Source organism: Streptomyces paromomycinus (assembly GCF_003865155.1).
Lineage (GTDB): Bacteria > Actinomycetota > Actinomycetes > Streptomycetales > Streptomycetaceae > Streptomyces > Streptomyces chrestomyceticus.
Genome location: NZ_BHZD01000001.1, coordinates 3,430,444 through 3,455,720, shown reverse-complemented (window position 1 = coordinate 3,455,720; position 25,277 = coordinate 3,430,444). Strand labels below are relative to the sequence as shown.

The following is a 25,277-nucleotide window of genomic DNA, read 5'->3' as shown; positions in this document are numbered from 1 at the left end:
CGCCATGACGACACTCCTGCACCCCGCCGACACCCTCACCCGCGACGCGCTCACCGTCCTCCAGCCCGGCTTCACCGGCACCTCGGCGCCCGACTGGCTGCTGCGCCGGCTCGGCGAGGGCCTCGCCTCGGTGGGCCTGTTCGGACGCAACGTCGCCTCACCCGAACAGCTCGCCGCGCTCACCGCCCAGCTGCGGGCCGAACGCGACGACATCCTCGTCGCCATCGACGAGGAGGGCGGCGACGTCACCCGCCTCGAAGTACGCGGCGGCTCCTCCTTCCCCGGCAACCTCGCCCTGGGCGCGGTCGACGACACCCGGCTCACCCACGACGTGGCCCGCGAGCTCGGCCGCCGCCTCGCCGAGTGCGGCGTCAACCTGAACTGGGCGCCGTCCGCCGACGTCAACTCCAACCCGTCCAACCCGGTCATCGGCGTCCGCTCCTTCGGCGCCGACCCCGAGCTGGTCGCCCGGCACACCGCCGCCTACGTCGAAGGCCTCCAGTCCGCCGGCGTCGCCGCCTGCGCCAAGCACTTCCCCGGCCACGGCGACACCGCCGTCGACTCCCACCACGACGTACCGCACATCGCCGCCGAGCTGCGCACCCTCCAGGAACGCGAACTGGTGCCCTTCCGCGCCGCCATCGCCGCCGGCACCAAGGCCGTGATGAGCGCGCACATCCTGCTCCCGGCCCTGGACGGCACCCTGCCCGCCACCCTGAGCCGCAACGTGCTCACCGGCCTGCTGCGCGCCCCCGCCTCCGAGGGCGGCCTCGGCTTCGACGGCCTGATCGTCACCGACGGCATGGAGATGCAGGCCATCTCCGCGACGTACGGCATCGAACGGGGCAGCGTCCTGGCCATCGGCGCCGGGGCGGACGCCATCTGTGTCGGCGGGGGACTGGCCGACGAAGCCACCGTGCTGCGGCTGCGCGACGCCTTGGTGAGGGCGGTACGCGACGGAGAGCTGTCGGAGAAGCGGCTCGCCGACGCGGCAGCACGGGTCCGCGCCCTGGCGCGGTGGACCCGGAGTGCGGGCGCGACACAGGGGACCCTCCCTGGGGAGCGAGGGGTCGCGCCCGCACCCGAGGCCGGTCTCGTCGCGGCCCGCCGCGCACTGCGCGTCACCCGCAACGGGCCGTACGAACCGCTCACCGCGCCCGCCTATGTCGCGGCCTTCACGCCTGTCGCCAACATCGCCGTCGGTGACGAGACGCCCTGGGGAGTCGCGGCCGAGCTGGCCCGCCTGGTCCCCGGCACCGAGACCGGCACGTACGGCAGTCCCGGCGACGCCGCGGCCGACACGCGCGCCCGGACCGAGGACATCCTGCGGGCGGCGGGGGAGCGGCGGATCGTCGCCGTCGTCCGCGACGTCCACCGGCACGCCTGGATGGCGGCCGCCCTGGACGCCCTGCTCGATGCCCGCCCGGACACGGTGGTCGTCGAGATGGGCCTGCCGCAGGCGCCGCCGCGCGGTGCCCTGCACATCGCCACCCATGGCGCGGCCCGCGTCTGCGGCCGCGCCGCCGCGGAGGTCATCGCGGGTGGCTGAGCCCCCGCCGGGCCGCGGAAGGGGAGCCGCGGCCCGGCGGGAACACGCGTCTCACGCGTGACACGACGTGGCCGGGGCGCCCTGATGGGTGCCCCGGCCACGTCGTGTGCGACAGCGGTCCGCTGCCCGCGGTCCGCTGTCCGTGTGCTGCCTACAGACCCTGCCACTCCGGCTTGGCGGCGTACGTGGCGCGGAAGTAGTCGGCCAGCTTCAGCTTGGACGCGGCGGCCTCGTCGACCACGACCGTGGCGTGCGGGTGCAGCTGGAGCGCGGAGGCCGGCACCAGCGCGGAGACCGGCCCCTCGACGGACTGCGCGACGGCGTCCGCCTTGCCCTCGCCGGTGGCCAGCAGCACCAGGTGGCGGGCCTCCAGGATGGTGCCGATGCCCTGGGTGATGACGTGGTGCGGCACCTCCTCCAGGCTGTCGAAGAACCGGGCGTTGTCCTCCCGGGTCTGCTGCGTCAGCGTCTTGATACGGGTACGGGACGCGAGCGAGGAGCACGGCTCGTTGAAGCCGATGTGCCCGTCGGTGCCGATGCCCAGCAGCTGGAGGTCCACGCCGCCGGCCTCGCCCAGCGCACGGTCGTACGCCTCACAGGCCGCCTGCACGTCCGCCGCGGTGCCGTCCGGCCCCATGAAGGCGTCCTCGCCGAGCCCCAGCGGCTCCACGACCTCGCGCAGCACCACGGAGCGGTACGACTCGGGGTGCCCGGCCGGCAGTCCGACGTACTCGTCGAGCTGGCAGATGCGGGCACGCGAGACGTCCACGCCACCGCCGCGGACCGTGCCCGCCAGCGCTTCGTAGACGGGCAGCGGAGTCGATCCAGTGGCCACACCCAACAGCGCCTCGGGCTTACGGCGCACCAGGGCGGCGATGGCCTCCGCGATCAGCTCGCCGCCTGCCTTGGCGTCCGGGACGATGACAACTTCCACGCTTTGCCTGCCGATCTGGAGAATGGACTCGTGTGGTATAGACCAATCTACCAGAGCTCGCCCCAGCACCCCCGGAGACATCAGACGGCCCGCAACTGAACAGCGGGCCAACCGGGGGTACGGAGGGCGGCGGACCGGGGCGGCTGGGCGGGCCCGGGTGCGGTGGCGGGGACGGGGGCGCACGTGGTCGACTGACGGCGGACACCGCGGCCTCCACGCCCGCCCCGGTCACTACGGCTATTACGGCCGCTACGGGTGCGGCGGCCACTTCAGGGTTACGCGATACGTGACAGCTGCGCGACGGACGCGCACAGACGTTCCGCCGGGCGCCGCGGGCACGGTGCGTGAACGGCACACGAACGGCACGCGGGCACGGCAGACCACAGGAGGCGGCCAGGATGTCCGACACGGTGAACCACACGCTGCACGACGACTCCGACGACCGGCCTGACGAACGGTTCGACGATCGGCCTGACGACTGGTCCGACGGCCGACCCGGCCGCCACATGGCCGCCGAGATGGCCGAACAGCCCGACGTCCTGCGCCGCATCCTCGCCGAGGGCACATCACCCATCCGTACCGTCGCCGAACAGGTCGCCGCCCGCCGGCCGAGGTTCGTCCTGTTCACCGCGCGCGGTACGTCGGACAACGCGGCCCTCTACGCCAAGTACCTCTTCGAAGTGCGGCTCGGCATGCCCTGCGGTCTCACCTCCATGTCCACGACCACCGCCTACGGCGCACGGCCCGATCTCAGGGACTGCCTGGTCGTCACGGTCAGCCAGTCCGGCGGATCACCCGACCTCGTCGCGTCGACCCGGGCCGCCCGCGAGGGCGGCGCGATCACCCTCGCGGTGACCAACAACGCCGACTCGGCACTCGCCGCCGTCAGCGAGTTCCACCTCGACATCCTGGCCGGCCCGGAACGCGCCCTGCCCGCCACGAAGACGTACACGGCCGAGCTCCTCGCCCTCTACCTCTTCGTCGACGGCCTGCGCGACAGCTGGGGCCACCCGGGCCCGCACGCCGCGGGCGACCTGGCCGCCAAGGCGCTGCCGGACCTCGCCGAGTCCGTCCTCGCCCGCCACGCCGAGGTCAAGGCACTCGCCGCCCGCTACCGCTTCGCGGAGCGCATGGTGCTCACCTCGCGTGGCTACGGCTACCCGACGGCCAAGGAAGCCGCCCTGAAGCTCATGGAGACGAGCTACATCCCCGCCCTCTCCTATTCCGGCGCGGACCTCCTGCACGGCCCGCTCGCCATGGTCGACAACATCTCCCCGGTGATCGCGATCGTCACCGACGGCAAGGGCGGCGAGGCACTGCGGCCCGTACTGGAACGCCTGCGCGACCGGGGCGCCGACCTGGTGGTCATCGGCAGCCACGCCGAGGTCGACCGGGCCGCGGCGGGCTTCGCCCTGCCGACCGAAGGCGTGGCCGAGGAACTCCAGCCGCTCCTCGAAATCCTCCCCCTCCAAATGCTCGCCTACGAGGTGACCCTCGCCCGAGGCCAGGACCCCGACGCCCCCCGCTCCCTGGCCAAGGTCACCAAAACCCACTGACCCACCCCCTCCCGCCCCGCCCTCCCCTCCAACACCAGACCTCCTGGTCTTGCCCCACACCCACAAGCCAACCCCAGACGGCCCTGCCGCAGCCCGCAGTCGCCGGACGGCCAACCGCCGGCTGCCGGCCCCGGCCCGCAGACCCCGGCCCCGAGCGGGGGTGCCGCTACCGGACCAGCCCGAGCGGTCCGGTCCCGGACAGACCGTCTACGAGCGGCAAAGTCGCTGACCGGAGAACGGCACCTGACAGAAAACTCTGCCCGAGCCGCAGATCCGCAGATCCGCAGATCCGCAGATCCGCAGATCGGGCAGCCCTCAGGAGCGCCGAGCCCAGACCGTGGAACTGCTCGAAGGGCGGATCCGGGACGACATCCGGAGCGGTGAGCTGCCCGGCGGTACTGACGCACACGCTCTCGCGACCTACGGCACGACCGTGCTCCAGGGCTTTCACAGCAGGCGCGGGACGGTGCGGACCGTACGACGCTGGAACGGGTCGCCGAACTCGCGATGGCCGCCTGGCCCGCCGGACGGAGCGACGGGGGAGGGGAGGACGGCTCGGCGCGGGAAGAGTAGAGGGGAAGCGAGGGGCGGGTGCTCGGCCGGGCCGGGGACACCCGCGGGCCGCGGCGCCGGGACAGGACCCTCAACCTGTCCGGCACCGCAGCCCGGAGCTTCATCGGCCGGCCCGGCGGCAGGAGGCGTCCCACGTGCGGTAGGAACATCCGCCTGCCCAGAGGCCGGTCGATTGGAGGCCGTCGCGCAGTCAGGGCAGAGAGCGCTCGGGCCTCTTTCCACTCTCCTGTGCGGGGAGAGCGGAGGTTTCTGGAGGTTCGCGAAGTCTTCGTGCCGGTACCGCGGGCCCGGGGGCCGCCCCTCACGGGGTGCGGTACCGACTCATTGTGGACTAGACCAATCAGATCTGTCCATGGCCTTGCAAGGACAACACCTACACCGTACGCCGGTAGGCTCCAAGGCGTGCCCTCCATGAACGATCTCGTACGCCAGCACACCGCCCTCAGCGACTCCGACCTGGAGTGGCTGCACCTGCTGGTCTCGGAGTGGCAGCTGCTCTCCGACCTGTCCTTCGCCGACCTGGTGCTGTGGGTGCCGACCCTCGACGGCACACGGTACGTCTCCGTCGCCCAGATGCGGCCCAACACGGGCCCGACCTCCTACCAGGACGACATGGTCGGCCACCTCGTTCCGCGGGGCCGCCGTCCGATGCTCGATTCCGCCCTGGACGAGGGACGGATCGTACGGGAGGGCGACCCCGAGTGGCGCGAGGAGGTGCCGGTACGCGTCGAGTCGATCCCGGTGCGCCGCGAGGGCCGGGTACTGGGCGTGATCGCGCGGAACACGAACCTGCTGACGGTACGGACGCCGAGCCGGCTGGAACTCACGTACCTCCAGAGCGCCTCGGACCTCGCCCAGATGATCGCTGCAGGATCCTTTCCCTTCCCCGGGCAGCAGGTCGACATGGACGCCTCGCCGCGGGCCGGCGACGGGCTGATCCGGCTGGACGCGGACGGTGTCGTCCAGTACGCCAGCCCGAACGCGCTCTCCGCCTACCACCGCCTCGGCCTCGCCGCCGACCTCGTGGGACACCACCTCGGCCGGGCCACCGCCGAACTGGCACCCGCGCGCGGCCCCGTCGACGAGGCGCTGGTCAAGCTGGCCAGCGGCTGGGCGCCCCGGGAGTTCGAGGTCGAGGGCGAGGACGGGGTGATCCAGCTGCGCGCCATCCCGCTCAAACCCAAGGGCACGCACATCGGTTCGCTGGTCCTGCTGCGCGACGTCACCGAACTCCGGCGCCGCGAACGGGAACTGATCACCAAGGACGCCACCATCCGGGAGATCCACCACCGGGTGAAGAACAATCTGCAGACCGTCGCCGCCCTGCTGCGCCTCCAGTCCCGCCGGATGGACTCCGAACAGGGGCGCGAGGCGCTCAACGAGGCCGTACGCAGGGTCGGTTCGATCGCGATCGTGCACGAGACGCTGTCCCAGAACCTGGACGAGCGTGTCGAGTTCGACGAGATCGCCGACCGGGTGCTGGCGATGGTCGCCGAGATCGCGCCGGGTGCTGTGACCACCCGCCGCACGGGCCGTTTCGGCATACTCGACGCCGAGGTCGCCACCCCGCTCTCCATGGTCCTCACGGAGATCCTGCAGAACGCCCTCGAACACGCCTTCGTGCCGGGTGACCAGGGGACCGTCGAGGTGGGCGCGGTCCGCGGCGGCAGCCGTACGGAGCCCCGCCTGCTGGTCACGGTCCAGGACAACGGCCGTGGTCTGCCGGACGGGTTCGACCCGCACCGGGCCGGGAACCTCGGGCTGCAGATCGTCCGCACCCTCGTGGAGGGTGAGTTGGGCGGAAAGTTCGACATGGTGCCCGGAACCGAACGGGGCACCCAGGTGATTCTCGACATTCCCGTACGCGCCGAGAAGCACTGATGAAGGAGCGGCTCATCAAGTGAGCGGCGGAAGTGTGGAATTCGGGAAATCCGGAGAAAAGCCCGGGGCGCCAGGTGCCCCCGGCCCCCGAATGGCCGTACAGCAGAACGAGGTAACGGAAGAGTGACGGCGGGGGCGGTGAATGGACAACGGCTGGGAGGGGTAAGTCACCAGGGCCGCCCGGGAGATGAAGGTCCGGACCTTTCCGGGGGTGCGGACGAAGGCGGGGCGGGGCGTGCGGAGGCGCGATGGGGGCGCGGACGGAAACTGGGGTGCGGACGAAGGCGGGGCGCGGGCGTGCGGAGGCGCGATCAGGGCGCGGACGGAGACTCGGGTGAGAGTGCGGGTGCGGGGCGTGCCGGGGGAGTCCGAGGCGGTCGGCCGGTGGTGAGGCGCCGGCCACAGCGGGGCCGGACAGCAGTAAGCCCCGGACCCATCCGGTCCGGGGCTCAAAGCTCACGTTGCGTGGGGAGCTCCCAGGCGCTCGGGGCGCTGGGGGAGCATCGGGGGTACTGCGCGCTGCGGCTCGGGGGCCACGGGGCGTCTGGCGGTCAGGCGCTGGCGTTGCGCGCCCGGTTGCGAGCTGCACGGCGCTTCATGGCGCGGCGCTCGTCTTCGCTGAGACCACCCCAGACGCCGGAGTCCTGGCCGGACTCAAGCGCCCACTGCAGGCACTGCTCCATGACGGGGCAGCGGCGGCAGACGGCCTTGGCTTCCTCGATCTGCAGCAGCGCAGGACCGGTGTTGCCGATGGGGAAGAAGAGCTCGGGGTCTTCCTCGCGGCAAACGGCGCGGTGACGCCAGTCCATGGCTGCTCCATCTCCTCGTGTGACGGGATCGTTGCTTGTGAATGTGAACGCTTTCACGAATCCCTCCACAAGGGAAGGGCCGAACCCCAGTTGAGAACTGGTGCGGTCCTGAAGAATGAGGAGGAGGATTCGGGCTCTCAAGGGGGCCGGTAGAAACGGCCGTCCCGATCGCCATGAAGAGACTCGCAAACCTCGGCGACGGATACAACCCCTTCCGGAAACTTTTTTTTGATTCCTTGGTGTCGCCTAGGTCACAGCCGTACTTCTAGGGGGTGGAAGTCAGTCTAAACGTTCGACTGAAAGGACTTTAGGCCCTACTGCTCACACAATCACACGCAGTGCACGGCGAACGCCTGTGAACGTCACGCTCGTACGGAGCCCTAGGTGGTCACCGTCCACCTGGAAGGGCAGCGGCGCCTGCGAATGCAAGGTGAAGTCCGTCAAGTCGTGGAGCGAGACCACATGCTTGCCCCGGGGGCCGCGCTCCGGTGTTGACGCCAGGAGCTGGGTCGCGTAGCGGGTCACCGCAGATGCGGACAGTTTGGACAGGGCGAACACGTCGAGCGCCGTGTCGAAGGAAGCCGCCGGGGCCGGGTAGACCGGGCGATTGCCCAGGTAGGTCCAGGGGGCGGTGTTGCAGATTATCGACATGACCAGCTGTTCCACCGGGTCCTCGCCCGGGCGCTCCAGCGTGATCGTGCCGTGCCGGCGGTTCGACTCGCCGACGTACTGGCGCAGCACCTGCCGCATGTAGAGCGAGTGCGTCGAACGCTTGCCCCGCTCCCGCTGCTGTTCGACCCGGCCGACCACGCCCGCGTCGAAGCCGAAGCCCGCGCAGAACGTGAACCAGCGGGCCGGTACCCCCTCGTCCTCCGTGCCGGGCGTGCCGGCGGCCAGGCCGAGGCCGACCGTGCGTTCGCTGCCGTCACGCAGCGCGTCCAGGAGGGCACCGGTCGCCTCGACGACGTCGTTGGGCAGGCCGAGGGCCCGGGCGAAGACATTGGTGGAGCCGCCGGGGACGACGGCCAGGCGCGGGAGGGACTCGGGGGCGGGGCCGTGCGTCAGCAGACCGTTGACGACCTCGTTCACCGTGCCGTCGCCGCCGAGCGCGACGACCAGCTCGATCTGACCGCCCTCGGCCGCCTGCCGGGCCAGGTCCCGGGCGTGTCCGCGGTAGCGGGTCTCGGCGACCTCCAGCTTCAGGTCACTGGCCAGCGCGTGGGTGAGGACTTCACGCGTACGCGCACTGGTGGTGGTAGCTGCGGGATTGACCACGAGAAGTGCGCGCATGTGCAGCAGGGTACCTACCTGCCGGTACCCGACTCACTCCCTGCCCGCCGTGCGGAGGAGGCCCCGGGGCTACCCTGCTGGGGTGAGCAGTAAGCAGAAACGGCCCGCGGCCAAGGCGGCCAAGCCCTCCCGGCCGGCCGAGGCGACGCGGGGCAGCAAGCCGGGCGGGGAGAACGTGCAGGCCGGGGGCGCGAAGGCCGGATCGGGCGGAAAGTCCGGGGCGGTCGAGAAGACCGGGAAGGGCGGAAAGAGCGGGAAAGGCGGCAAGGCGGCCGGGCAGCGGCCGGACGCCAAGGCCGGCGCCACCGCCGCCGCCGGGCCGAGTGGGCCGCGGCCGGCCCGGCTCAGCGCCGCCGCGGTGCTCACCGCCGTCGAAGGTGTGGCGCTGGCCGCCCTCGGCGTCTACATGCTCATCGACGGGCTGACCGGCTCGCCCGACAGCCCCCGCCAGGCGGAGACGGGCGGCCTGACCGTGATCGCGCTGGCGGTGCTGCCGCTGGTCGCGGCACGCGGACTGTGGCTGCGGCGCCGCTGGAGCCGAGGGCCGTCGCTCATCACCCAGATCGTGGCGTTCCCGGTGGCCTGGACGCTGATCAACGGCGGCGGCGCGCTGATCGCGGCCGGTGTGGGCCTGGCGGTGGTCGCGATCGCCGTACTCGGGCTGCTGGTGAATCCGACGGCCACCGAGGCGCTGGGGATCACTCCCAGGGAGTGAAGGGCTGGGGCTGAGGCCCGGCCTCCTGCGGCCGGCCGGAGAGCGTGCCCAGGGTGAGGTTCAGGGCTGCTGTGGGTGGCCGGAAGGCGGTTCGTGGCCGGGCGCCCGGGCGCGTGAGTGCGGGCCTGCTTCCGGGCTGCGGATGGCCCGTACGAGGTGCGCGCGCCGTACGTCGTACGACGCCCACCCCGCGACGTAGAACGGCGCCCCACGCACGGCGCCCCGGCTCGGACGTCGAGGCCGGGGCGGTGGCGGTGGTGCGGGTGCGGGTACCGAAGCTTCCGCAGCCGCCGGGCTACTCCTCCACCAGGAGCTTGTCGCGGAGCTGGGCCAGGGTGCGGGCCAGCAGGCGGGAGACGTGCATCTGGGAGATGCCGACCTCCTGGGCGATCTGCGACTGGGTCATGTTGCCGAAGAAGCGCAGCAGCAGGATCTTCTTCTCCCGCGGTGGCAGATCCTCCAGCAGCGGCTTGAGCGACTCGCGGTACTCGACGCCCTCCAGCGCCTCGTCCTCGGCGCCCAGGGTGTCGGCGACGGCCGGTGACTCGTCGTCGGTGTCCGGCACGTCCAGGGACAAGGTGCTGTACGCGTTGGCCGACTCCAGGCCCTCCAGGACCTCCTCCTCGGAGATCGCCAGGTGCTCGGCGAGCTCGTGGACCGTGGGGGAGCGGCCGTGCCGCTGCGACAGCTCGGCGGTCGCGGTGGTCAGCGACAGCCGCAGCTCCTGGAGGCGGCGGGGCACCCGGACCGCCCAGCCCTTGTCGCGGAAGTGCCGCTTGATCTCGCCGACGACCGTGGGCGTGGCGTACGTGGAGAACTCCACGCCACGGTCGGGGTCGAAGCGGTCCACGGACTTGATCAGGCCGATGGTGGCGACCTGGGTCAGGTCGTCCAGCGGCTCGCCGCGGTTGCGGAAGCGCCGGGCCAGGTGCTCGACGAGCGGCAGATGCATCCGCACGAGCGTGTTGCGCAGCTCGGCGCGCTCCGCCGATCCGTCGGGCAGCTTGCGGAGCTCGTAGAACATCGCCCGCGCGCCGCTGCGGTCATGGGGGTCGTGAGGGTCATGGGGGTGGTGCGGGGTGTGCGGATCGCGCTCGTTCCGCTTGTTCTCGCTCTGGTCCATGTGGTCCGCCCGCTCTGCCTGCTCCGCCGCGTCCAAACGGCCGCCGTGGTCATCCGCGCCCACCGGTTGCGGCCGGGCATGATGCTGCTCGGGGATGGCCGTGACGGGCGCCATCCGCGTGCCGCTTTCAAGATCCTTCACGGGGCCCCCTGTTCGGTCATGACGGTCCGGGACCGGCGCCGCGCTCCTTGTACAGGCTGATGGTGACCGTACGGTCCTCCGCGACGGTGGAGTCGACCTTGCCGGCCAGCGCGGAGAGCACCGTCCAGGCGAAGGTGTCGCGCTCGGGGGCGCGGCCGTCGGTCGTCGGGGCCGAGACGGTCACCTGCAGCGCGTCGTCGATCAGGCGGAAGACGCAGCTCAGTACGGAGCCCGGCACGGCCTGTTGCAGAAGAATCGCGCACGCCTCGTCCACGGCGATCCGCAGATCCTCGATCTCGTCGAGGGTGAAGTCCAAGCGGGCTGCGAGTCCGGCCGTGGCCGTACGCAGCACCGACAGGTAGGCACCCGCAGCGGGCAGCCGGACTTCCACGAAGTCCTGGGTCCCGGGCTCGCCTGCGATCTGGGACACCCTCACCTCCAAGGTGACACAAGCTGGTTGAGCTGATATTCGCGCCGGTCGCGGCCCCTCTCGTGACAAGAGGAGAACGATCCGGCGCGGCACATGGTTCGCCTGCGACGCTATCGCGATCTGCGGGGCGATGTCGCCCGGAAGAGGCAGCGCCGGCTTCCGGTACGACGGCTGGACTCACAGCGTCCCGCAGTCCTACGACTGTCACTCATTGTAAGCCTACGGGTACGGACAGTGGCTAGGGGTCTGCACCGCCAAATCGGAACCAGTTACGCTGCGTTGACGTTCGAGACGCCCGCAAGGTTGTGCAGCGCATCTCCAGTGAGCCGGAAGACGGTCCATCCGTCCATGGGTTCGGCGCCGATCGACCGGTAAAAACCGATGGACGGTTCGTTCCAATCCAGGACTGACCACTCGAAACGCTCGTAGCCGCGCTCCGTGCAGATCTCCGCGAGCGCCGTGAGGAGCGCCTTGCCGTGGCCGCCGCCGCGCGCCTCCGGACGGACGTAGAGATCCTCCAGATAGACACCGTGCGTGCCCGTCCACGTCGAGAAGTTCCGGAACCACAGGGCGAAGCCGACCGGGCCCTCGGCGTCCTCGGCTATGAGCGCGAACGCCGCCGGATGCGCGCCGAAGAGCGCCTCGCGCAGCTGCGCCTCGGTGGCCTTCGCGGACTCGCGGGCCCGCTCGTACTCGGCCAGCTCGCGGATCATCGTGTGGATGACGGGTACGTCGTCGACCGTCGCGGTGCGGATCATGCCTGAAGGCTAGCGGGCGGCACTGACATCCGGCCCCGGGGTGCGGTGATCGCGGCGGACCGGGCCTGCGCAAGGCGCCCAAAGGGGACGGAAGGCGGCACGGTGGCCGCGCGGGCGGGGGCCCCGCCGGCTCTCACGGACGGTCGGCCCGGTCCACGGTCTCGGCGTCGGCCCGGCCGGCGGTCTCGGTGCCGGCTCAGACGACGGTCTCGTCGACGAAGCACCACCGCCAGCTCTCGCCCGGCTCGTACGAGCGCATCACCGCGTGGCCGGTCGCCGCGTAGTGCGCCGTCGCGTGCCGGAACGGCGAGGAGTCGCAGCAGCCGACGTGGCCGCACACCAGGCACAGCCGCAGCTGTACGGGATGGCTGCCGACCGCCTCGCACTCGGGGCAGGTGGCGCTCAGCGCGGCGGGTTCGGGGCGCGGCAGACCGGGAACATGCGGGCACTCGCTCATGATTGCCAGGTTAGATCGCCGGAGCGGGCGCGGCACAGGCGGCCGCGACGGCGACCGGGGCGGCACGGGCCGGCCACGGTGGAACAGGACAGGACGGTCGGGACCGATGGACGTGATGCCACTACTGCTGCTGGTCGCGGGGAGCGCGGCGGTCGCCGGGGCCGCCCGGCGCACGCCCGTACCGGGGCCACTGCTGCTCGTCGTCACCGGCCTGGTGGCGTCCTACATCCCGGGCGTACCGGATTACACACTCGATCCGCACATCGTGCTGCCGCTGCTGCTGCCCCCGCTGCTGCACACCGCGGCACTGGAGAGCTCCTACCTGGACCTGCGGGCCAACCTGCGGCCGGTGGCGCTGCTGTCGGTCGGCTATGTGCTCTTCGCGACGGTCGCCGTCGGGTACGTCGCCTACCTGATGATCCCCGACCTGCCGCTGGCGGCGGCACTCGTCCTCGGTGCGGTGATCGCGCCGCCGGACGCCGTGGCCGCCACCGCCATCGCCCGCAGACTGCGCCTGCCGAACCGGATCACGACCATCCTTCAGGGCGAGTCGCTGGTCAACGACGCCACCGCGATCACCGCGTACAAGGTGGCGGTGGCCGCCGCCGCGGGGGTGGGCGCGACCTGGACCGACGGCATCCGCGAGTTCGCGGTCGCGGCGCTCGGCGGCATCGGCGTCGGGGTGGTGCTGATGATCCCGCTGCACTGGCTGCGCTGCCGGCTGCGGGACGCGCCGCTGCTGGAGAACACCCTGGCGCTGCTCATCCCGTTCGTGGCCTACCAGGTCGCCGAGGAGTTCGGGGCGTCCGGTGTGCTGGCGGTCGTCGTGGTCGCGCTCTATCTCGGGCACCGCTCCTGGCAGGTCGACTTCGAGACGCGGCTCCAGGAGGAGGCCGTGTGGAAGATGGTCTCCTTCGTGCTGGAGTCGTCGGTTTTCGCGCTGATCGGGCTGCAACTGCCGGTCGTACTGCGCGGGCTCGGCGAGTTCAGCGGCGCCGAGGCCGCCTGGTACGCCGTCGTGGTCTTCCTGGTCGTGGTGCTCACCCGGTTCGTCTGGGTCTTCCCCGCGACGTTCCTGCCGCGCGTGCTGTCCGAACGCATCCGCACCCGTGAACCCGGTACGAACTGGAAGGCGCCGGTGATCGTCGGGTGGGCCGGGATGCGCGGCGTGGTGTCGCTGGCGATCGCCTTCTCGATCCCGGTGACCGTCCAGGACTCCGGCGAGGGGTTCCCGGCGCGCAACCTGGTGCTCTTCTTGACCTTCACGACCGTCATCGGCACCCTCGCCGTCCAGGGGCTGACGCTGCCGCCCCTGATCCGCGCGCTGCGGCTGCCCCCGCGCGACGTACAGGGCGAGACGCTCGCCGAGGCGCAGGCGCAGAACGAGGCGTCACGGGCCGCGGAGCAGCGGCTGGCCGAACTGCTGGAGGACGAGCGCAACGCGCTGCCGGGACCGCTGGCCGACCGGCTGCGCACGGTCATGGAACGGCGACGCAACGCGGTGTGGGAGCGGCTGGGTACGGTCCACGAGACCACGGGGGAGTCGGCGGACGACACGTACCGGCGGCTGGCGCGCGAGATGATCGACGCCGAGCGCAAGGTGTTCGTACGGCTGCGGGACGAGCGGCGGATCGACGACGAGATGATGAGCGTGCTGCTGAAGCGGCTGGACCTGGAGGAGGCCGCGGCGTACCGGGAGGCGGCCGGCTAGAGCTGCCGAGACGGGGACGCGTCGCCTTACGGGGCACCGGGCACGGCGTGCGGCTTGAGGGCTGCGGCTTTTACGGGGTCGGGGCCCCTGTCACGACCGCCGTGACGGTGCTGCCGGGCGGGAAGGCGCCTTCCTGGGCCAGGGTCGTCAGGCCCAGGAGGAGTTTGGCGACGTAGAGGCGTTCCAGGGGTATTCCGTGCCGGTCCTCGAAGTCGGCGGCGAAGGCGTCCAGTTCGGGGGTGCGGCGGGCGTATCCGCCGCAGTGGAAGCGGTCGTCCAGGTCCCAGGTGCCGCGCCGGCCGCCGAAGGCCGCGTACTGGAGGCGTTCGGTCTCCGCGGCGAGGAAGTGCGGTGTGCCGCCCTTGAGGACGGGTATCCCGAGGGCCCGCTGGTCCGGTGCCAGGCCGGCGGCCAGGCCCGCCAGTGTGCCGCCGGTGCCGCAGGCGACAGCGACGACGTCCGACGCGCCGTGCAGTTCCCGGCCCAGGGCCGTGCAGCCCTGGACGGCGAGGGCGTTGCTGCCCCCTTCCGGTACGGCGTAATACGGGCCGAAGCGTTCCCGGAGGGCGGCGGCGGTCTCCGGCTCGGCCTTGCGGCGGTAGGCGGCGCGGTCGACGAAGTGCAGGCGCATGCCGTCGGCGGCGCAGCGCGCCAGGGACGGGTTCAGCGGCTTGTCCGCCAGTTCCGCGCCGCGTATGACGCCGATCGTCGCGAACCCCAGGAGGCGGCCGGCCGCGGCGGTGGCGCGCAGATGGTTGGAGTACGCGCCGCCGAACGTGAGCAGCGTGTGCGCGCCGGCCTCGGCCGCCGCCCGCAGGTTCAGCTCCAGCTTGCGCCACTTGTTGCCGGGCAGCTCGGGGTGGATCAGGTCGTCCCGTTTGAGCAGCAGCCGCACACCGCGGCGCGCGAACCGTCCGTCCTCGACGTGCTGGAGGGGGGACGGCAGGCGCGGCCGCAGTGCGGCGAGGTCGGGGACGGCGGAGGTCACCCGGCCATTGTCGCGTGCCGGCGGGCGCTGCTTCACCCGACGGCGGGTCCTACGGGTCCTACGGGTGCTACGAGTCTTACGGGTGCCGCGGGTGCTACTTGAGGCGGGCGCCGATGCGGGCGCGCATGTCCTTCATCGTGAAGCCCTTGGGGTCTATCTTGTCCGCGCGCCACTCCAGGTGGCCGACGACCGAGTACTCGTTCCAGCCGTGGACCCGGCACAGCGCCGCCGCGGCCTTCTCGATGGCCTCCAGCTGGGCCTCGGGCCACGGGTCCTTGCCGTCGCCCAGGTTCTCGCACTCGAAGCCGTAGAAGTGGACGTTGCCGTCGGCGTTGTACTGGTTGGTGGGGGGAAGCTGCTTCCGCTCGGCGATCACGGCGTTCAGGACGTCGCGGTCGCCGCTGCCCGCGTGGTTGGTGCGCCCGCAGCCGACCAGGTGCACCCGGCCGTCCTTGGTGATCACGCCGTGGCACAGCGGGCCCGGCAGGGCCGAGGTGCCGTCGTAACACAGGCGCACGGTGCTCTCGGTCCCGGACGTGACGGTGTGGTGGATCACCACACCGTGCACCGGGCCCCAGTCACCGTGGCCCTCGCGGTTGTGCGTGCGCCACTCGCCGACCTCGACGACGTCCAGGCCCTCGTCTCTGAGGGCCTTGATGAAGGTGTTCGCGGACATGGGTGGGGCCATGGCCGACTCCGTTCGGTGCGCGGCGGCCGCCGACCGCGCACCGCCTCATAAAACGCTTGTACTGGAACGTCAGGTCACAGACCAGCCGTTCGTCGTGTGTACGAGCGGATGAGCGAGCGGTTTCAGCCGCTTTCCACCGCTTTCAGCCGCGGGGAACGCTGCCTTTCAGCCGCGCAGGAAGCCGTCACCGTGCGTCGCGATGTGGGCCTCCAGCGCGCTCAGCGCCTCCTGGGTGGCGTCGGGGGAGCCGTTGCCGCGACGCTCCGCGTAGTAGGCCGCGCCCAGCTTCTTCAGCAGGTCGTTGCCGGCCCGCTGCTGCTGGACCTCGTCGACCTTCTGCTTGCCCTGGTTCAGCGCGCTCTGTGCCTGCTCCTTGGCGCGGTCGAGAAAGCCTGCCATTGCTGCCTCCGGTGAGGTTGGGGGAGGGGCGGACGGCCCCGCTGCCGTGGCGGTGCCGTACCGGATCAACGGTCCGGACGTTACCCGCGTTCCCGTGCCACCCTGAGGAGGTGGACAGGGGGACGGAGCGGGCCGCGGACGAGCGACCGGGCCCGGACCAGGGAGCGGTCGCGGACCCGGGCGGGTACCGGGAGCGGGCCGCGCGGCTGCCCGGAGCGGTCGTCTGGGTGAAGCGGGCGCCCGGCGGCCCGGCGCCGGCGCCGCAGCGGGTGCTTCCCGACGGCTGCACGGATCTGCTCTGGTGGGGCGGCCGGCTGACCGTGGCCGGGCCGGACACCAGCGCGTACACCCCCGCCGTGCGGCCGGGCGAGATCTCCGTCGGACTGCGCTTCGCCCCCGGCGAGGGGCCCGCCGTCTTCGGCGTGCCGGCCCACGTGCTGCGCGACCAGCGGGTGCCGCTGGAGGAGCTCTGGCCCCGCGACCTGGTGGACCGGCTGACCGGAACGGTGGCCGGGACCGATTCACCCGGACGGGTGCTGGAGGAGATCGCCGTACACCGCCTCCGGGAGGCCGCCGGACCGGCCGACCCCGCGCGGAACGCGATCGCCGCGGCGCTCGGCCGCGGCCGGGCCGTGGCGGAGGTCGCCCGGGACGTGGGTGTCGGCGAGCGGCAGCTGCACCGCCGGTGCCTGGAGGCGTTCGGGTACGGTCCCAAGATGCTGGCCAGGGTGCTGCGCCTGGTGCGCGCGCTGGAACTGGCCCGCGGCGGGATGCCGTACGCGGACGTGGCGGCCCGCGCCGGGTACGCGGACCAGGCGCACCTGGCGCGTGAGGTGAAAGCGCTGGCGGGGGCCCCGCTGGGGGTGATCGTGCCCCCGAGGTAGCTTGTCCGTCATGGACTACCAGGCCGTTCTTGAGGAGGTAGCGGCCTATGCGAGGTCGTATGTCGGACATGGGCAGGTTGCCGATTACATACCCGCGCTGGAAAAGGTGCCGACGGACCGTTTCGGCATAGCGCTGGCCGACATCAACGGCGAGGTGTACGGGGTGGGGGACTGGGAGGTCCCGTTCTCCGTCCAGTCCATATCGAAGACCTTCTCGCTGGCGCTGGTCATGGCCAACGACAGCGAGGACATCTGGAAGCGGGTCGGCCGCGAGCCGTCGGGCACGCCGTTCAATTCGCTGGTGCAACTGGAGTGGGAGAACGGCGTACCGCGCAACCCCTTCATCAACGCGGGCGCGCTCGTCGTCACCGACCGGCTGCAGACGCTGACCGGTGACGCCAGCACCACCATGCTGCACTTCCTGCGCGAGGAGAGCGGCAACCCGGACCTCGCCTTCGACCAGGCCGTGGCCGACTCCGAGGCGGAGCACGGTGACCGCAACGCGGCGCTCGCCCACTTCATGGCCAGCTTCGGCAACCTGGAGAACCCTGTCCCCAGCGTCATCGAGCACTACTTCTGGCAGTGCTCGATCGAGATGAGCTGCCGCGACCTGGCGGCGGCCGGCGGATTCCTGGCCCGGCACGGGCTGCGCGCCGACGGCAGCCGCCTGCTGGAGGCCCGCGAGGCCAAGCGGATCAACGCGGTGATGCTGACCTGCGGCACCTACGACGCGGCCGGGGAGTTCGCGTACCGGGTGGGGCTGCCCGCCAAGAGCGGTGTCGGCGGCGGGATCGTCGCGGTCGTACCGGGCCGCTGCACGCTGTGCGTGTGGAGCCCCGGCCTGGACAGCCGCGGCAACTCGGTCGCGGGCGCGGCGGCGCTGGACCACTTCACGTCGCTGACCGGCTGGTCGGTGTTCTGAGCCGGCCGCCCGGTGGCGGGCGGCGGCGCCCCGGGCGCATCGTGGGGGCGAGGAGGTGCGTCGCGATGGAGCACGAGATGCGCGCCGAGTACGCCGAGGCCGCGGAGGACGCGGAGGCCGGTTCGCCGCGGGCGGGCGGCCCGGTGAAGCTGTGGCACATGGTGCGGCTGGACGACACCCGGTCGATGTGCGGCCGCGAACTGCGACCGGATGCGGCGGTGCAGTCCGCGGACGTCTGGGGCACGGCCGCGGCCGAACCTTTCTGCCACTCCTGCGGGGCGCTGTACCTGCGCGAGGTGCCGTAGCCGCGGCGGAGGGCTTCAAGGGGGTCTCGTACCCGTACGCGAACGTCTATGCCATCGCCGCGAACAGGTCCACTCCGTGCCCGTCCGGGTCTTGGACCACCGCGTACCGCTGCCCCCAGGGGGCGTCCCACGGTTCCTTCTCGCCGGCGTACCCGGAGGCGGTCAGCTCCGCGTAGACCTTGTCGACCCCGGCCGGGCCCGCGCACTCGAAAGCCAGGCCTGTCGGGGTGCCGGACCCCGGCGGCGTCCACTCGGGATCGATGGAGCGCGCGACGGCGTACGTGTCCCACATCAGGCGCAGACCGCCGGGCAGCGCCACCTCGGCGTGCGGGGCGGTGTCGGCCTCGGCCGGGACGGCCAGGCCCAGACGGCGGTAGAAGGCCAGCGAGGCCGCCATGTCGGCGACGACGATGCCGATCGCCGCCAGGCGCGGTGCCGTGCTTCCGGGGGCGGGGTGCGTTTCGTTGCTCATACGGGGAGCGTAGGGAGCGTCGCGTGGCCGGGTCTTGAACGAATCGGACGTCGGCGTCGTACGGGGACGGGCACCGGCACGGTTCCAGGTACGGGCACCGCTACGGGCACGGATCGGGCGCCGCTACGGGCAGGGGAAGGCAGCCGGCCTCACGGGCACCGCTACGGGCACGGATCGGGCGCCGCTACGGGCAGGGGAAGGCAGCCGGCCTCACGGGCACCGGATGACCTGCCCCGCGTACGACAGGTTGCCGCCGAACCCGAAGAGCAGCACCGGGGCACCGGTCCGGATCTCCCGCCGCTCCACCAGCTTGGACAGGGCCAGCGGTACGGAGGCGGCCGAGGTGTTGCCGGACTCGACGACATCGCGCGCGATCACCGCGTTGACCGCGCCGATGCGTTCCGCGAGCGGCTCGATCAGCCGCAGGTTGGCCTGGTGGAGCACGACACCGGCCAGGTCCTCCGGCTGGATGCCGGAGCGCTCGCACACCTGGCGGGCGATGGCCGGGAGCCGGGTGGTCGCCCAGCGGTAGACCGCCTGGCCCTCCTGGGAGAACCGGGCCGGGCTGCCCTCGATACGGACGGCGCCGCCCATCTCCGGAACCGACCCCCACAGCACCGGGCCGATCTCCGGCTCCGGCGCCGCCGTGACGACCGCGGCGCCTGCGCCGTCCCCGACGAGCACGCAGGTCGAGCGGTCCGTCCAGTCGACCACGTCGGTGAACTTCTCGGCGCCGACGACCAGCGCGTTGACGGCCGAACCCGCCCGGATGGCGTGGTCGGCGGTGGCCAGCGCGTGGGTGAAGCCCGCGCAGACCACGTTGATGTCCATGGCGGCGGGGGCCGGCAGGCCGAGCCGGGCGGCGACCCGCGCCGCGGTGTTGGGGCTGCGGTCGACGGCCGTGCAGGTGGCGACCAGCACCAGGTCGATGTCCTGGGCGGTCAGGCCGCTGGCGGCGAGCGCCTTGGCCGCCGCGGCGGCCGCCATCGCGTCCACGCTCTCGTCGGGGGCCGCGACGTGCCGGGTGCGGATGCCGACGCGGCTGCTGATCCAGGCGTCGTCGGTGTCGACGATCTTCGCGAGGTCGTCGTTGGTGAGCACCTCGGAAGGCTGGTAGTGGCCGAGAGACAGGACGCGTGAGCCCGTCATGGGATCCCCTGAGCGTGTGCGGACGGTGTCTGTCCAGTGTTGGGGGTGCGGCTGCTGAGGACGTAGCGAGAACCGCCAATCTTCGGGGGCGAGAACTGGAGGGAAGCCACGGACGACGCGGATCAGAGGCTTCCGGTGGCTTCGGAGCGGAGGCCGTGATCCCGCGCACGACGCCGGTACGGCGCGAGCGCACACCGCCGGCCCGGACCCCGCGCACGACGCCGGTACGGCCCGTACAGCGGAGGGGCGCTGTACGGGCCGTACCGAGGGCGGGCTCCCGTCGCTCAGGTGAGCGGCTTGAAGCGGCGCAGCCGGAGGCTGTTGGCCACCACGAAGACCGAGGAGAAGGCCATCGCGGCCCCGGCGATCATCGGGTTGAGCAGCCCGGCGGCGGCCAGCGGCAGCGCGGCGACGTTGTAGCCGAAGGCCCAGAAGAGGTTGGCCTTGATGGTGCCGAGGGTGCGGCGGGCGAGCCGGATGGCGTCCGCGGCGGCGCGCAGGTCGCCCCGTACCAGCGTCAGGTCGCCCGCCTCGATGGCGGCGTCCGTGCCGGTGCCCATCGCCAGGCCCAGGTCGGCCTGGGCGAGCGCGGCCGCGTCGTTGACGCCGTCACCGACCATGGCCACCGACTTGCCCTCCGCCTGGAGGCGCTTGACGACCGAGACCTTGTCCTCGGGCAGCACCTCCGCGAAGACGTGCTCCGCGTCGATGCCGACCTCGGCGGCGACCGAGCGGGCGACGGCCGCGTTGTCGCCGGTGAGCAGTACCGGGGTGAGGCCGAGGGCGCGCAGCCGCCGGATCGCCTCGGCGCTGGTGGGCTTGACCGCGTCGGCGACGACGAGCACGGCGCGCGCCTCACCGTCCCAGGCGACGGCGACCGCGGTGTGCCCGGCCTCCTCGGCGGCGGCCTTGGCGTCCGCCAGGGTGGCGGGCAGCTCGATGGCCCACTCGGTGAGGAGGGAGGTACGGCCCACGAGGACGGCATGGCCCTCGACGACGCCCTGGACACCGCGGCCGGGTACGTTCGCGAAGTCCTCCGGGGTGGGCAGCCCGCCCGTACGCTCGTCCGCCGTGGTCGCGACGGCGCGGGCGACGGGGTGCTCGGAGGAGTGCTCCAGGGCACCGGCCAGGCGCAGCGCCTCCGTCTCGGACACGCCGTCGGCGAGGTGGACGGCGGTGAGGGTCATCGCGCCGGTGGTGACCGTGCCGGTCTTGTCCAGCACGACGGTGTCGACGCGGCGGGTGGTCTCCAGGACCTCGGGCCCCTTGATGAGGATGCCGAGCTGGGCGCCGCGGCCGGTGCCGACCATGAGCGCGGTCGGCGTGGCCAGCCCCAGGGCGCACGGGCAGGCGATGATCAGTACGGCGACCGCGGCGGTGAACGCGGCGACCGCGCCCGCACCGGTGGCCAGCCAGTAGCCCAGGGTGCCGAGGGCCAGCGCGATGACGACCGGGACGAAGACGGCGGAGATCCGGTCGGCCAGGCGCTGGGCGGCTGCCTTGCCGTTCTGCGCGTCCTCGACCAGCCGCGCCATCCGGGACAGCTGGGTGTCCGCGCCGATCCGGGTCGCCTCGACGACGATCCGGCCGCCCGCGTTGACGGTGGCGCCGGTGACCGGGTCACCGGGGGCGACCTCGACGGGCACGGACTCGCCGGTGAGCATCGAGGCGTCCACGGCGGAGGACCCGTCCACGACCGTGCCGTCGGTGGCGATCTTCTCGCCGGGGCGGACCACGAACCGGTCGCCGACCGCCAGCTCACCCACCGGTACGCGGACCTCGCGCCCGTCCCGCAGCACCGCCACGTCCTTGGCGCCCAGCTCCAGCAGCGCCTTCAGCGCGGCCCCGGCCCGCCGCTTGGAGCGCGCCTCGAAGTAGCGTCCGGCCAGGATGAAGGCGGTGACCCCGGCCGCGGCCTCCAGGTAGATGTTGCTGCCGCCGTCGCCGCGTTCGATGGTCAGCGTGAACGGGTGGGTCATGCCGGGCATCCCGGCGTGGCCGAAGAACAGGGCCCACAGCGACCAGCCGAGCGCGGCCAGCGTGCCCATGGAGACCAGGGTGTCCATGGTGGCCGTACCGTGCCGCAGGTTGGTCCAGGCGGCCTTGTGGAACGGCCAGGCCCCGTAGGCCACCACGGGCGCCGCCAGGGTCAGCGACAGCCACTGCCAGTTGGTGAACTGCAGCGCCGGGACCATCGCCATCAGGATCACCGGTACGGCCAGGAGCACCGAGACGGTCAGACGCTGCCGCAGCGGGGCGAGCGGGTCCGCGCCCGGTTCCGGCGCCGGGGCCGGAACCGGCGCCGTGCCGGGATCCGGTGGCGGCGGTGCGGGGGCCGGGGGCTCCGGGACGGCGGCGGTGTAACCGGTCTTCTCGACGGTGGCGATCAGATCGGCGACCTCGATGCCGGCGCCGCTCTCGTACGTGACCTTCGCCTTCTCCGTCGCGTAGTTGACGGTGGCGGTGACGCCGTCCATCCGATTGAGCTTCTTCTCGATACGGGCGGCGCAGGAGGCGCAGGTCATGCCGCCGATCTCCAGCTCGATGCCGTGCTCGTCGACGGTGGTGGTCATGGCTGCTCCTTCGGGAGGCGGGGTGGCGGCGGGGGACCGCCGTCGTCCACTGCCTGAACTGTATACCCCTAGGGGGTATGAGTGCTACCCCTCCCGGGTATGCGGCGGCGCGGCCGCACCCGGCTCGGTGCCCCCGGCGGCCGCCCGCAGCATCCGCCCGCCCAGCCGCCGCAGGTGCTCCGCCAGCTCCGGCGGCTCGTGCACCGTGAACTCGCTGCCGAGCATCGCCAGCCGGACCGCCGTCCACTCCAGGCAGTCGGGCCGGGTGCGCACCCGGCACGCCCCCTCGCCCAGCGGCTCCACCGCGGCCACCGCGCGCCCCAACCGCTTGCACACCTCGGCGGCGGATGCCTGCACCGTGACCTCCGCGGCGCAGGCGGGCCCCAGGCCCTGCATCCGCTCCGTGACGAACGCGGCGGCGTCCTGGGCGGGCAGCTCGCGCGGTGGCGTCCGTACCCCCGTGGGGTACGGCTCGCTCAGCCGGTCCACGCGGAAGATCCGCCAGTCCTCGCGCTCGTTGTCGTACGCCACCAGGTACCAGCGGCGCCCCGCCGAGACCAGCCGGTGCGGCTCCACCAGGCGCTTGGAGCGGACGCCGTCGCCCGCCCGGTAGGTGAAGCGCAGCCGCTCCCGGTTGGCGACGGCCGCGGCGAGGGCGGTCAGGTGCGCGGGGTCGACGGTCGGACCGTCCCCGGCGGGCATCGGTACGGTGGCGGTGCCCAGCGCGCCCACCCGCCGCCGCAGCCGGGACGGCAGGACCTGTTCCAGCTTGGCGAGGGCGCGTACGGACGCCTCCTCGATGCCGTCGACGGTGTGCCCGGCCGCCGAGCGCAGCCCGACGGCGATGGCCACCGCCTCCTCGTCGTCCAGCAGCAGCGGAGGCATCGCGGTGCCCGCCGCGAGCCGGTAACCGCCTTCCGCGCCCATCGTGGCGTGCACCGGATACCCGAGGTCGCGCAGCCGCTCGATGTCGCGGCGGATGGTGCGGGTGGTGACCCGCAGGCGGTCGGCCAGTTCGCTGCCGGGCCATTCGCGGGGTGTCTGGAGGAGGGACAGCAGGTTCAGCAGGCGGGCCGAGGTCTCACTCATGCCGCTGATGATGCCGGGCCGAGTAGGACGGGAGCTGTCCTATACGGACCTTAGGGTCGAGATCTGTCCCGGAGTCCCCGAAAGCCTCGTGGTCCGGGACCCCAGGTTCCTTCGCGGCACCCAGTCCTCCGCGCCAGTCCCGAGCACCTCCCAGGAGTCACCACCATGCCCACCCCGCCCACGACCGCCCCCGGCGCGTCCGACACGGCCGGCGCGTCCGACACGGCCGGCGCGACCGGCCGCAGACGCTGGATCGCGCTCGCCGTCGTGCTGACCGCCGCCTTCATGGACCTGGTGGACGCGACCATCGTCAACATCGCGGTGCCCAGCATCCAGCGGGACACCGGCGCCTCGTTCGGCGCCGTCCAGTGGATCACCGCCGGCTATGCGCTGGCCTTCGCCGTCGGCCTGATCACCGGCGGCCGGCTCGGCGACATCCACGGCCGCCGCCGGCTCTTCCTGCTCGGCATGGGCGGGTTCACCGTCGCCTCCGCGCTGTGCGGCATCGCCGCCGACCCGGGGATGCTGATCGCCGCCCGCGTCCTCCAGGGCGCGATGGCCGCGCTGATGGTGCCGCAGGTCCTGGCGATCATCCACGTCACCTTCCCCGCGCACGAACGCGGCAAGGTCTTCGGCATGTTCGGTGCCGTCATAGGGCTGGGCGCGGTCTGCGGTCCGCTGATCGGCGCACTGCTGACGCAGTGGGACATCCTCGGCCTCCAGTGGCGGCCGATCTTCCTGATCAACCTGCCGGTCGGCATCGCCGGCATCGTCCTCGGGCGCCGCTTCATCGCCGAGTCGCGCGCTCCCAAGGCGCTGCGCCTGGATCTCGGTGGCATGGCCCTCGCCGCGCTCGCCCTCCTGATGGTGCTCTACCCGCTCACCCAGGGCCGCGAAATGGGCTGGCCCGCCTGGGGGTTCGTGTCGATGGCCGCGAGCCCGCTGGTCTTCGCCGTCTTCGTACGGTATGAGCGCGCCAAGGCTTGCAAGGACGGCTCGCCGCTCGTCGAACTCTCCCTCTTCAAGCTCCGGACATTCGTCGCGGGCGCCGGTGTGCAGCTCACCTTCGGGGCGCTCTCGGGCCTGTTCTTCCTCGTCTGGACTCTGTGCATGCAGCTCGGCCTGGGCTGGAGCCCGCTGCGCTCCGGGCTGACCGGAGTGCCGTTCTCGGTCGCCTGCTCGGCGGCGGCCGGTGTATCCGTACAGAAGCTGGTGCCGCGGTTCGGGCGCAAGGTGATGCAGGCCGGCGCGTTGATCATGCTCTGCGGTGTGCTGCTCTACATCGCCGAGGCCACGCGGTACGGGACGGACCTGACCTCCTGGCAGATGGTGCCCGCCCTGCTGCTGATGGGCGGCGGCATGGGCCTGATCGTCGCCCCGATCACCGACGCGGCCCTTTCGGAGGTGCCGTCCGAGCACTCCGGATCGGCCTCCGGGGTCTTCAACACCACGGGCCAGCTGGGCATGGCCTTCGGGCTCGGCCTGTCGTCGGTGGCCTTCTTCGGCGTCCTCGACGGAGCGACCGGTCAGGACCCGAGGGCGACGGTCGTCGACGCGACGGTCACCTCGCTGTGGTGGGTGGCGGCCGGTCTGGTGGTGATCTTCCTGCTGCTGTTCCTGATGCCGGGGAAGCCGCGTACGAACGGGGAGCTGCGTGTGAACGGGGAGTTGCGTGTGAGCGGGGAGCCGCGTGTGGCGGCGGGGCCCGGAGCGACCGGTGAGCCCAGCACGGGCGACGGCGCTGACCGGCCTGCCGACCCCGCGCCCGCGCCCGCGTCCTCGCCAGAGGACGGCCGCCGGACCACCCCCGGCCCGGAGCGAACGCTTGTCCACTGACCCGCCCGGCTCCGCGGTCCCGGCCGGCCTCGCCCGGCAGGGGCC

23 protein-coding genes are annotated in these 25,277 nt (G+C 72.3%); 9 read left to right on the top strand and 14 right to left on the bottom strand.

Translation table 11 applies throughout. The annotated features are described in order from the left end of the window. Window positions 1-4: 4 nt before the first annotated feature. Window positions 5-1,549: a glycoside hydrolase family 3 protein gene (locus OEIGOIKO_RS13995; RefSeq protein ID WP_125054330.1), complete on the top strand. Its 1,545-nt coding sequence runs from the start codon at window positions 5-7 to the stop codon at window positions 1,547-1,549. 151 nt (window positions 1,550-1,700) lie between these two features. Here the strand turns inward: OEIGOIKO_RS13995 and nagB are convergent, their stop codons facing one another. After that, window positions 1,701-2,483 (bottom strand): glucosamine-6-phosphate deaminase, encoded by a 783-nt coding sequence (gene nagB, locus OEIGOIKO_RS13990; protein ID WP_125054329.1) that lies wholly within the window; start codon window positions 2,481-2,483, stop codon window positions 1,701-1,703. A gap of 506 nt (window positions 2,484-2,989) precedes the next feature. Here nagB and OEIGOIKO_RS13985 point away from each other — a divergent pair. Both OEIGOIKO_RS13985 and OEIGOIKO_RS13975 read left to right on the top strand, forming a co-directional pair. Then, window positions 2,990-4,039, top strand: coding sequence for an SIS domain-containing protein (locus OEIGOIKO_RS13985; RefSeq protein WP_246177995.1), 1,050 nt, complete (start codon window positions 2,990-2,992; stop codon window positions 4,037-4,039). Window positions 4,040-5,023: 984 nt separating this feature from the next. Continuing rightward, on the top strand, window positions 5,024-6,493 hold the full coding sequence (locus tag OEIGOIKO_RS13975; protein WP_125054327.1) for a sensor histidine kinase: 1,470 nt from the start codon (window positions 5,024-5,026) through the stop codon (window positions 6,491-6,493). Window positions 6,494-7,044: 551 nt separating this feature from the next. Here OEIGOIKO_RS13975 and OEIGOIKO_RS13970 read toward each other — a convergent pair. After that, window positions 7,045-7,302, bottom strand: coding sequence for a WhiB family transcriptional regulator (locus OEIGOIKO_RS13970; RefSeq protein WP_003983230.1), 258 nt, complete (start codon window positions 7,300-7,302; stop codon window positions 7,045-7,047). 321 nt (window positions 7,303-7,623) lie between these two features. Next, on the bottom strand, window positions 7,624-8,592 hold the full coding sequence (locus OEIGOIKO_RS13965) for a diacylglycerol/lipid kinase family protein (protein WP_125054326.1): 969 nt from the start codon (window positions 8,590-8,592) through the stop codon (window positions 7,624-7,626). Window positions 8,593-8,767: 175 nt separating this feature from the next. Between OEIGOIKO_RS13965 and OEIGOIKO_RS43760 the strand changes: the two genes are divergently transcribed. Further along, window positions 8,768-9,307, top strand: coding sequence for a hypothetical protein (locus OEIGOIKO_RS43760; protein ID WP_371859021.1), 540 nt, complete (start codon window positions 8,768-8,770; stop codon window positions 9,305-9,307). 295 nt (window positions 9,308-9,602) lie between these two features. Here the strand turns inward: OEIGOIKO_RS43760 and OEIGOIKO_RS13955 are convergent, their stop codons facing one another. The 4 genes from OEIGOIKO_RS13955 to OEIGOIKO_RS13940 form a co-directional block, all read right to left on the bottom strand. Then, window positions 9,603-10,544 (bottom strand): RNA polymerase sigma factor SigF, encoded by a 942-nt coding sequence (locus OEIGOIKO_RS13955; protein WP_031001162.1) that lies wholly within the window; start codon window positions 10,542-10,544, stop codon window positions 9,603-9,605. Between the two features lie 43 nt (window positions 10,545-10,587). After that, on the bottom strand, window positions 10,588-11,001 hold the full coding sequence (locus tag OEIGOIKO_RS13950) for an ATP-binding protein (protein ID WP_003985353.1): 414 nt from the start codon (window positions 10,999-11,001) through the stop codon (window positions 10,588-10,590). Between the two features lie 269 nt (window positions 11,002-11,270). Then, window positions 11,271-11,759: a GNAT family N-acetyltransferase gene (locus tag OEIGOIKO_RS13945; protein ID WP_125054325.1), complete on the bottom strand. Its 489-nt coding sequence runs from the start codon at window positions 11,757-11,759 to the stop codon at window positions 11,271-11,273. Between the two features lie 196 nt (window positions 11,760-11,955). Continuing rightward, the gene (locus tag OEIGOIKO_RS13940; RefSeq protein ID WP_125054324.1) at window positions 11,956-12,216 is read right to left on the bottom strand and encodes a UBP-type zinc finger domain-containing protein; all 261 of its coding nucleotides are present in this window, start codon (window positions 12,214-12,216) and stop codon (window positions 11,956-11,958) included. A gap of 106 nt (window positions 12,217-12,322) precedes the next feature. On the opposite strand from OEIGOIKO_RS13940, the gene OEIGOIKO_RS13935 reads away from it, so the two are divergent. Then, the gene (locus OEIGOIKO_RS13935) at window positions 12,323-13,927 is read left to right on the top strand and encodes a Na+/H+ antiporter (protein WP_125054323.1); all 1,605 of its coding nucleotides are present in this window, start codon (window positions 12,323-12,325) and stop codon (window positions 13,925-13,927) included. Window positions 13,928-13,997: 70 nt separating this feature from the next. On the opposite strand, the gene OEIGOIKO_RS13930 is transcribed toward OEIGOIKO_RS13935, so the two are convergent. The 3 genes from OEIGOIKO_RS13930 to OEIGOIKO_RS13920 all read right to left on the bottom strand — a co-directional run bounded on the left by OEIGOIKO_RS13930 (window position 13,998) and on the right by OEIGOIKO_RS13920 (window position 16,002). Further along, window positions 13,998-14,915 (bottom strand): 1-aminocyclopropane-1-carboxylate deaminase/D-cysteine desulfhydrase, encoded by a 918-nt coding sequence (locus OEIGOIKO_RS13930; RefSeq protein WP_125054322.1) that lies wholly within the window; start codon window positions 14,913-14,915, stop codon window positions 13,998-14,000. A gap of 94 nt (window positions 14,916-15,009) precedes the next feature. Next, window positions 15,010-15,603, bottom strand: a complete 594-nt coding sequence (locus OEIGOIKO_RS13925; protein ID WP_125054321.1) for a peptidoglycan recognition protein family protein — start codon at window positions 15,601-15,603, stop codon at window positions 15,010-15,012. 165 nt (window positions 15,604-15,768) lie between these two features. After that, on the bottom strand, window positions 15,769-16,002 hold the full coding sequence (locus OEIGOIKO_RS13920) for a hypothetical protein (protein WP_125054320.1): 234 nt from the start codon (window positions 16,000-16,002) through the stop codon (window positions 15,769-15,771). Window positions 16,003-16,112: 110 nt separating this feature from the next. Here OEIGOIKO_RS13920 and OEIGOIKO_RS13915 point away from each other — a divergent pair, with 110 nt between their 5' ends. The 3 genes from OEIGOIKO_RS13915 (at window position 16,113) to OEIGOIKO_RS13905 (ending at window position 18,113) form a co-directional block, all read left to right on the top strand. Further along, entirely contained in the window at window positions 16,113-16,886 is a 774-nt protein-coding gene (locus OEIGOIKO_RS13915) for a helix-turn-helix domain-containing protein (RefSeq protein ID WP_125054319.1), read from the top strand. 10 nt (window positions 16,887-16,896) lie between these two features. After that, entirely contained in the window at window positions 16,897-17,808 is a 912-nt protein-coding gene (locus OEIGOIKO_RS13910) for a glutaminase (RefSeq protein ID WP_125054318.1), read from the top strand. Between the two features lie 65 nt (window positions 17,809-17,873). Next, window positions 17,874-18,113, top strand: coding sequence for a hypothetical protein (locus OEIGOIKO_RS13905; protein ID WP_125054317.1), 240 nt, complete (start codon window positions 17,874-17,876; stop codon window positions 18,111-18,113). 46 nt (window positions 18,114-18,159) lie between these two features. Here OEIGOIKO_RS13905 and OEIGOIKO_RS13900 read toward each other — a convergent pair whose 3' ends face one another. The 4 genes from OEIGOIKO_RS13900 to OEIGOIKO_RS13885 all read right to left on the bottom strand — a co-directional run bounded on the left by OEIGOIKO_RS13900 (window position 18,160) and on the right by OEIGOIKO_RS13885 (window position 23,396). Next, window positions 18,160-18,585 carry a VOC family protein gene (locus OEIGOIKO_RS13900; protein WP_125054316.1) on the bottom strand — a complete coding sequence of 142 codons (426 nt, stop codon included), beginning with the start codon at window positions 18,583-18,585 and terminating at the stop codon, window positions 18,160-18,162. Window positions 18,586-18,795: 210 nt separating this feature from the next. Continuing rightward, a complete protein-coding gene (locus OEIGOIKO_RS13895; RefSeq protein WP_125054315.1) occupies window positions 18,796-19,734 on the bottom strand; it encodes a beta-ketoacyl-ACP synthase III in 939 nt (312 codons plus the stop codon). A gap of 284 nt (window positions 19,735-20,018) precedes the next feature. Next, entirely contained in the window at window positions 20,019-22,307 is a 2,289-nt protein-coding gene (locus OEIGOIKO_RS13890) for a heavy metal translocating P-type ATPase (RefSeq protein ID WP_125054314.1), read from the bottom strand. Between the two features lie 84 nt (window positions 22,308-22,391). Next, a complete protein-coding gene (locus OEIGOIKO_RS13885; RefSeq protein WP_125054313.1) occupies window positions 22,392-23,396 on the bottom strand; it encodes a helix-turn-helix transcriptional regulator in 1,005 nt (334 codons plus the stop codon). A gap of 165 nt (window positions 23,397-23,561) precedes the next feature. Between OEIGOIKO_RS13885 and OEIGOIKO_RS13880 the strand changes: the two genes are divergently transcribed. Next, window positions 23,562-25,232, top strand: a complete 1,671-nt coding sequence (locus tag OEIGOIKO_RS13880) for an MFS transporter (RefSeq protein ID WP_246177335.1) — start codon at window positions 23,562-23,564, stop codon at window positions 25,230-25,232. Window positions 25,233-25,277 lie beyond the last annotated feature (45 nt).